This window comes from Clostridium punense, assembly GCF_017874425.1.
GTDB classification, from domain to species: domain Bacteria; phylum Bacillota; class Clostridia; order Clostridiales; family Clostridiaceae; genus Clostridium_J; species Clostridium_J punense.
This window is the reverse complement of the sequence record NZ_JAGGLL010000070.1, coordinates 1-6692: the sequence shown is the minus strand read 5'-3', so window position 1 is coordinate 6692 and position 6692 is coordinate 1. Positions and strand designations below refer to the sequence as shown.

General features: G+C 29.6%; 7 protein-coding genes. All 7 read left to right on the top strand.

Features of this window, described 5'->3' with window-relative positions; genetic code table 11:
• Positions 1-244: 244 nt before the first annotated feature.
• The 7 genes from J2Z44_RS20990 to J2Z44_RS20960 all read left to right on the top strand — a co-directional run bounded on the left by J2Z44_RS20990 (position 245) and on the right by J2Z44_RS20960 (position 6414).
• On the top strand, positions 245-1051 hold the full coding sequence (locus J2Z44_RS20990) for an MBL fold metallo-hydrolase (RefSeq protein WP_021282878.1): 807 nt from the start codon (positions 245-247) through the stop codon (positions 1049-1051).
• Between the two features lie 292 nt (positions 1052-1343).
• Entirely contained in the window at positions 1344-1883 is a 540-nt protein-coding gene (locus tag J2Z44_RS20985; RefSeq protein ID WP_021282877.1) for a helix-turn-helix domain-containing protein, read from the top strand.
• 153 nt (positions 1884-2036) lie between these two features.
• A complete protein-coding gene (locus J2Z44_RS20980; RefSeq protein ID WP_209650042.1) occupies positions 2037-3008 on the top strand; it encodes an alpha/beta hydrolase family protein in 972 nt (323 codons plus the stop codon).
• A 204-nt stretch (positions 3009-3212) separates the two neighbouring features.
• Entirely contained in the window at positions 3213-3956 is a 744-nt protein-coding gene (locus tag J2Z44_RS20975; RefSeq protein WP_021282874.1) for a polysaccharide deacetylase family protein, read from the top strand.
• Positions 3957-3967: 11 nt separating this feature from the next.
• Entirely contained in the window at positions 3968-4897 is a 930-nt protein-coding gene (locus J2Z44_RS20970; RefSeq protein ID WP_021282873.1) for an ABC transporter substrate-binding protein, read from the top strand.
• Positions 4898-4942: 45 nt separating this feature from the next.
• Complete coding sequence (locus tag J2Z44_RS20965) at positions 4943-5668, top strand: ABC transporter ATP-binding protein (protein WP_209650040.1); 726 nt, start codon at positions 4943-4945, stop codon at positions 5666-5668.
• Positions 5650-6414 (top strand): ABC transporter permease, encoded by a 765-nt coding sequence (locus tag J2Z44_RS20960; RefSeq protein WP_021282871.1) that lies wholly within the window; start codon positions 5650-5652, stop codon positions 6412-6414. The genes J2Z44_RS20965 and J2Z44_RS20960 overlap by 19 nt, the downstream gene beginning before the upstream one ends.
• Positions 6415-6692 lie beyond the last annotated feature (278 nt).

Sequence of the window (6692 nt, the reverse complement as noted above, 5' to 3'; positions counted from 1 at the left end):
TGTGAAGAGCTTTATTAATACAATAAATAAAGTTCCTACTCAAACCATAGACAGGCTATGCATTAGAATGTAGAAACTTTATTAAAACATATATACTAAATAGTTAAAGTATAAACTTAGCAATCTTTAAGTTTATAAAGAATTATTAAAATAAAAGAGGTTTACAATTGCTATACATAGGGTTTAACACAGATAACAGAAGGTTAAGTTAACAAAATATATAGTGAATAATTTGGAGGTAATTATGGAAAAAATTAATATTTTGGGTACAGGCTGTGCCATGGTAACGAAATGTTACAATACTTGTTTTACCTTAAGTCATGAAGAAGAACATTTCTTAGTGGACACAGGGGGTGGAAATACTATTTTAACAAACTTGGAGAAACTAAACATACCAATAAATAAGATTCATCATGTTTTTATTTCTCATAGACATAATGATCACATTACAGGCATTGTTTGGATTGTTAGAGCTGTAGCACAGCAAATTATCAACGGAAAATATGAAGGAGATTTAAAAGTTTATTGTCATAAAGAAAACATTGAAGCTATAAGAACCATATGCGGGTTACTTTTAGAAAAGAAATTTACCAAGTACATAGATGACAAGATTAATTTTGTGGAAATATTCCACGGACGTAAAGAATGGATACTAAGCTGGGAGATAGAATTTTTTGATATTGGAAGTACAAAACAATTACAGTTTGGATTTACAACGCTGCTAAGTAATCAGAAAAAACTTACCTTCTTAGGGGATGAGCCTTATAGGGAGGCACTATTTAATTATGCAAAGGATGCAAATTACCTGCTTCATGAAGCTTTTTGCTTATATTCTCAAAGAGATATTTTTAAACCTTACGAAAAGCATCATGTTACTGTAAAAGAAGCTTGTGAGAACGCAGCTAACTTAAAAGTTGAAACTTTGATAATGTATCATACTGAGGATAAGAATATAACTAAAAGAAAAGAACTTTATGTAAATGAAGGAAAAGAGTATTTTAAAGGTAATATAATAGTGCCTGATGATCTTGAAATTATTAATATACAATAAGTTAATTTGGATATTTAAAAGTAAGGACCATTAAACTAATTAACATAGACACATTGAATATATTAGTTTAAAGAATAAAATAAAACTTTTAAAATAATCTTAATAATAAGTGATAAACATTTTAAAATAGGCATGTAATCTGAAAAACTTATCAGAATTACATGCCTATAATATTTTAAAGTTTATGAAAAATAATTATAAAAAAACTATTGATTATTATCATAAATGAGAATAAAATAATAAGTGCAAAGATTATTATCAATTTTGATAATAATCTACAAAGGAGGAGTTTATGGATAATTCAATTTTAAGTGTTATTTTAAACCCTATAAGAATGAGAATAATTCAAGCCTTAATAAAAAATAAAGAAATGACAGTACAGCAAATTGCAAAAGAGTTGCCACAAGTGCCACAGGCAACTTTATATAGGCATCTTAATAAGCTTTTAAAATCTAATGCAATTGTAGTAGTTAAAGAAAATAAAATTAGAGGAACTGTTGAAAAAACTTATGGCTTAGAAAAAGATCCGTATTTGAGTATTACTAAAGAGTTGGATAAACATGGAAAAGAGGAATATCTAAATCTTTTTTACAATTATTTAATGATTCTATTAGGGGACTTTGAAAGATATATTTCTATAGAAACTTCAGATTTAGCTAAAGATGGTGTTACTTTTAGAAGTGCTGCAATATATTTAAGTGATGAAGAATATAGAGAGTTTTTAGGTGATTTAATAAAGGTCTTTGATAAAATTAGAGATAATAAACCTTCACCAGATAGAAGGCTTAGGAAGATTTCAACAATAGTTATGCCAACTGTAGAAGAAGATTAATAGAATGTCATAATGAATGGATTAGAAAATAAAAAGATAATAAGTGTTGAGTTATGATTATAGCTTATGTAGTTTATGTATAGTTATATAGAAATTAAGCTGATATAGGATGTAATTTTGGATATGAAACTAAGAGTGGGGAGTGTGGAGAATATGAATAAAAATTTTGTTGAAGAATCAGTAGTTATTAATAGTGATGTGATTTTAAAGGGAACCATAGCAATTCCAGAAAGTGATAGTGAAAAGTTGCCTGCGGTACTACTAATAAATGGGTCTGGTGGAGCAGATAGAGATGGAAATATGAAAAAACCTGAAATTAAATTCAATATATATAAAGAGTTAGCACATTTTATTACTAGCCTTGGGTTTATAACTTTAAGATATGATAAAAGAGCTATAGGGGAAAGTGAAGGAGATCCTTATACTTCTGGAATGATGGATTTAGTAAGTGATATAACAAGTAATGTTAAGTTTCTACAAAACCATGAAAGAGTAGATAGCTCCAAAATAATTTTAATTGGACATAGCGAAGGTTGTATTTTATCAACCATTGCAAGTACAATAACTCCAGTGGCAGGAATAGTATTAATTGCAGGTGCAGGAACAAATCTTAGAGAACCATTGTTATACCAAAATGCTCAAGTTGTAGAAGAAGTAAAAACTTTAAAGGGACTGAAAGGATTTATTTTAAGATTAGCTGTTAGTGAAAAGAAACTGCAAAAGCAACAGGATGACCTGTACAATATAATGGTAAATTCTACTGAAGATATTGTGAGATTCAAAGGAAAGAAAATGCCAGCAAAATGGTTTAGAGAGCACTTCAAATATACAAGCGAGGATATTCTTAAAATTTTGAGCAATGCTACTTGTGAAATTCTTGCAGTTACTGGAGATAAGGATGCTCAAGCAAACTCGAATGATTTAAAATCTGTTCAGGAATTAGGAAAAGAAAACATAAAAACAGTGGTAATTAAAAATATGGATCATATGCTAAAGGAATTTGCTGGGGAAAAAACCGTGCTAAATATAATGAAGCAATATAAAGAAGAAGCATCTAAACCAATGCATTTTGAGTTAAAAGCTATTCTTGAGCAATGGTTAAGTAAATTCAATGAAAATATATAGAAAAAATAAGAAATAATAAATATAAGAAAGGCTAGTCTCAAATGGATTGGCCTTTTCTGTGTTTTTACGCATTTTTAAGTGAAGAAGAAGATGAAATTACTGATTACTTAAGAATAAGTTTGATATTATTTTACAAAAGTAATATAATTATCTAGGAATTAACAATGTTATAATAATTAACATTAGTGTATAGGAGATGAGTTTTTGAATAGTTTTATCACCTTAATGTATCATGAAATCATTAAAAGAGAAGACTTTACACCTACTATTAATGAAGGAATTTGTGTCAGTGATGGATATGAAGACAAATTGCCTACGTCATTATTTTGCTTTCTAGATGAGTTCGAAAAGCAAATGAGATACTTACATGAACAGGGATATACAACGTTAACACTTCAACAAGTAAAGGACTTTTACTATAGTGGCAAGTCCCTACCAGAAAAGGCTGTACTTTTAACCTTTGATGATTTGTTTAAGTCAGTGTATATTTACGCATATCCAATCCTTAAAAAATATGGTTTTCATGCAGTTGGCTTTGTGGTTAAAGACTGGCTTTTTTCACAGCCACAGGAATACAAAATTGAGAAATCGGTAACTATGAGCTTTGAAGAAGTAGAGAAAATTAGCGATGTATTTGAGTTTGCTAATCATACTGCTAGTTTACATAAAAGAAGAAAAGAGTGCACAGAGGTACAAGCTGTAGATAAGGAAATCCTTTATAAAGACTTAATGGAATGTGAGACTTTGGTAAATACTAAAGGAGTTTTTGCATATCCTTTTGGTGGTTATAATGAGCAAGTTATAGAAAACTTAAAGGCTTGGGGGTATTTGTTAGGATTCACTACAGAAGAAGGTAAAAATACTGTAGATACTGATACTATGAAGCTTCATAGATATGGAGTTTTCATTAATTATGATATAAATAAATTCATGGATATTTTTCAATAAAGGAGGACAAAATGAAAAAATTAGTATCAATACTTGCATCAATTACTATAATAGCATCCACTTTAGGTCTTGCAGGGTGTTCAAGTAAACCAAAAGAGGTTCAGCCTATAAGATTTGGATTACTTCCAGCAGAATCAGCTATACCCTTTATTGTAGCAAAGGAGCAAGGCTTCTTTGAGAAAGAAGGGTTAAAAGTTGAATTAACAATGTTTAACTCTCCAAATGACAGAAATGTAGCAGTTCAAGGGAAACAATTAGATGGAACAATTGCTGATGTAATGACTGGGTTAAGCCTTAACGATGGCGGCTTTAAAATGAAAATAACTTCAGATATAAATGAAGACTTTAAACTTTTAACTTCACCAAACTCAGGGATAGACTCCTTCCAAAAACTAGATAAGAAGGATGTTTCTCTAGTTCCAAACTTTGTTTTAGAGTATATTATGGATAAAATGGCTGAAAAGAATAATATTACTTACTCAGTAGTAAATATTCCTTCCATTCCAGCACGTTTTGAAGCCTTATTAGCAGATAAAATCAGTGGAGTTATGTTTACTGAACCACAAGCAACTCAGCTAAAAGAAAAAGGTGCTAAGGTTTTAGCTTCTTCAAAGGAATACAATATAAAAGCAGGATCAGTGCTCTTTGACGAAAATACAATAAATAATAATGCTGATGGGATAAAAGCTTTTTATAGAGCTTATAACAAGGCAGTAGATTTAATTAATACTGAAAGTGTTGAAAAGTATGGAAACTATTTAAATAAATATACTTTTTCAGATACTATTAAAGATTACTTAAATAGCGGAGCAAAATATGAAAAGGCTGCTCAAATACCAAAAGAAACCTTTGAAGATGTATTAAAATGGACTAAAACGAAAAATACAGTTAAAAATGATTATAAGTATGAGGACGTATCTAATTTTAACTTTATAAAATAGTATGAAAGCACCCTTTGGGGTGTTTTTTGCTAAAGGAGTGAAAATATGATTCACATAAAAAATCTTTGTTTAAATTACGATGATAAATCGGCTTTGGATAATATATGCTTTAATATTGAAAAAAACTCAACCTGTGCTATTATTGGACCCTCTGGTTGTGGGAAGACCTCATTACTCTACATCTTGGCTGGATTAATAAGAGAAAGCTGTGGTGAAGTTTTAATAGAGGGAAAAACTCTTCAAGGCTATAGAAAAGCTACGGGAGTTATACTCCAAGACTTAGGATTATTACCTTGGAAAACTGTGTGGCATAATATAGCCCTTGGGCTTAAGAGTAGAGATATAGATAAAAATATAATTGATGAAAAGGTTAAGGATATTTTAAAAGAGCTTAATCTAACTGAGCACATAAATAAGTATCCCCATGAACTAAGTGGAGGAGAAAAGCAAAGGGTAGCTATTGGGAGAACCTTAGTATTAAATCCAGATTTGCTACTTTGTGATGAAGCTACTTCTGCCCTAGACGAAATAACTAAAGAACAGCTTCAAAACTTAATTTTAGAACTTTATAAGAACCATCCTATGACTCTAGTTCTTGTAACACATAGTATTGAGGAAGCAGTATTTTTGGGACAAAATATTGTGGTAATGGAAAAAGGAAGAATAAAAAAAGTAATCTCAAATCCTTATTTTGGACAAAGTGATATTCGGGAGAAGGATAGCTATTATAGTATTTGTAGGGAGGTAAGAAAGTGGCTATATCAAGAGTAAAGCTATTAAGAATAATGGGGAAAAATAAAACATTACAAGGCACTCTAATCATTGTTTTTCTTTGGTATACTGCGCATTTACTAGTTAACTCATCAATTATTCCCTCACCCTACAAAGTAGTAATAACTTTTTTTACTCTTTTAAGAGGAGACTTGCTTCTGCACATAGTTTATAGTTTTTACAGAATTTTATTGGCAATATTAATTTCTTTAATAATAGCAGTACCATTAGGGATTGGAATGGGGTTAAATAAAAAGATGGATGAACTATTTTCTCCAATAATTTATATCCTTTACCCTATACCTAAAATAGCATTTCTTCCAGTATTTTTAATTCTATTTGGCTTTGGGGATATGCCAAAGGTTATTCTTATAATTACCATAATAGTATTTCAAATACAAATTGCAGTAAGGGACGGAATTAAAGAGATTCCTAAAGGATTATTTTATTCTATTGAAACTTTAGGACTATCTAAAACTCAGAAGTATGTTCACTTAATACTTCCAGCTATACTTCCTAAACTATTCTCCTCCTTAAGAATAACTATAGGAATTAGTATATCCGTTTTGTTTTTTAGCGAGAACTTTGCAACAGTTTATGGCATTGGATACTTCATAATGAATGCATTTACCATAATTCATTATGAAGAAATGTTTGCAGGAATCCTTGGGCTAAGTGTTATGGGGTTAGTGATATTCAAGACCATAGATGTATTAGAAAGAAAGTATTGTCCATGGATATTATAGGTTTTTATAATATAAATAATATTTATATTTATCTCCAAAAGGATTCAAGTATTAATAATATATTATTAAAAAAGGAAATCACTATAACTTTGAACATTAGTTTATAGTGATTTCCTTTTATGATTAGCCACAACATTAATATAGCATCTCATAGATAAATTAGTTCTAACCCTGTAGGTGGCATTTATAACTCATATTCCGAATAACTTAATTTTCCAATTAAGCAATTAATTTTCTGTATATTTTTCAGTTCAATTTGTCTATGATTTTTATATAAA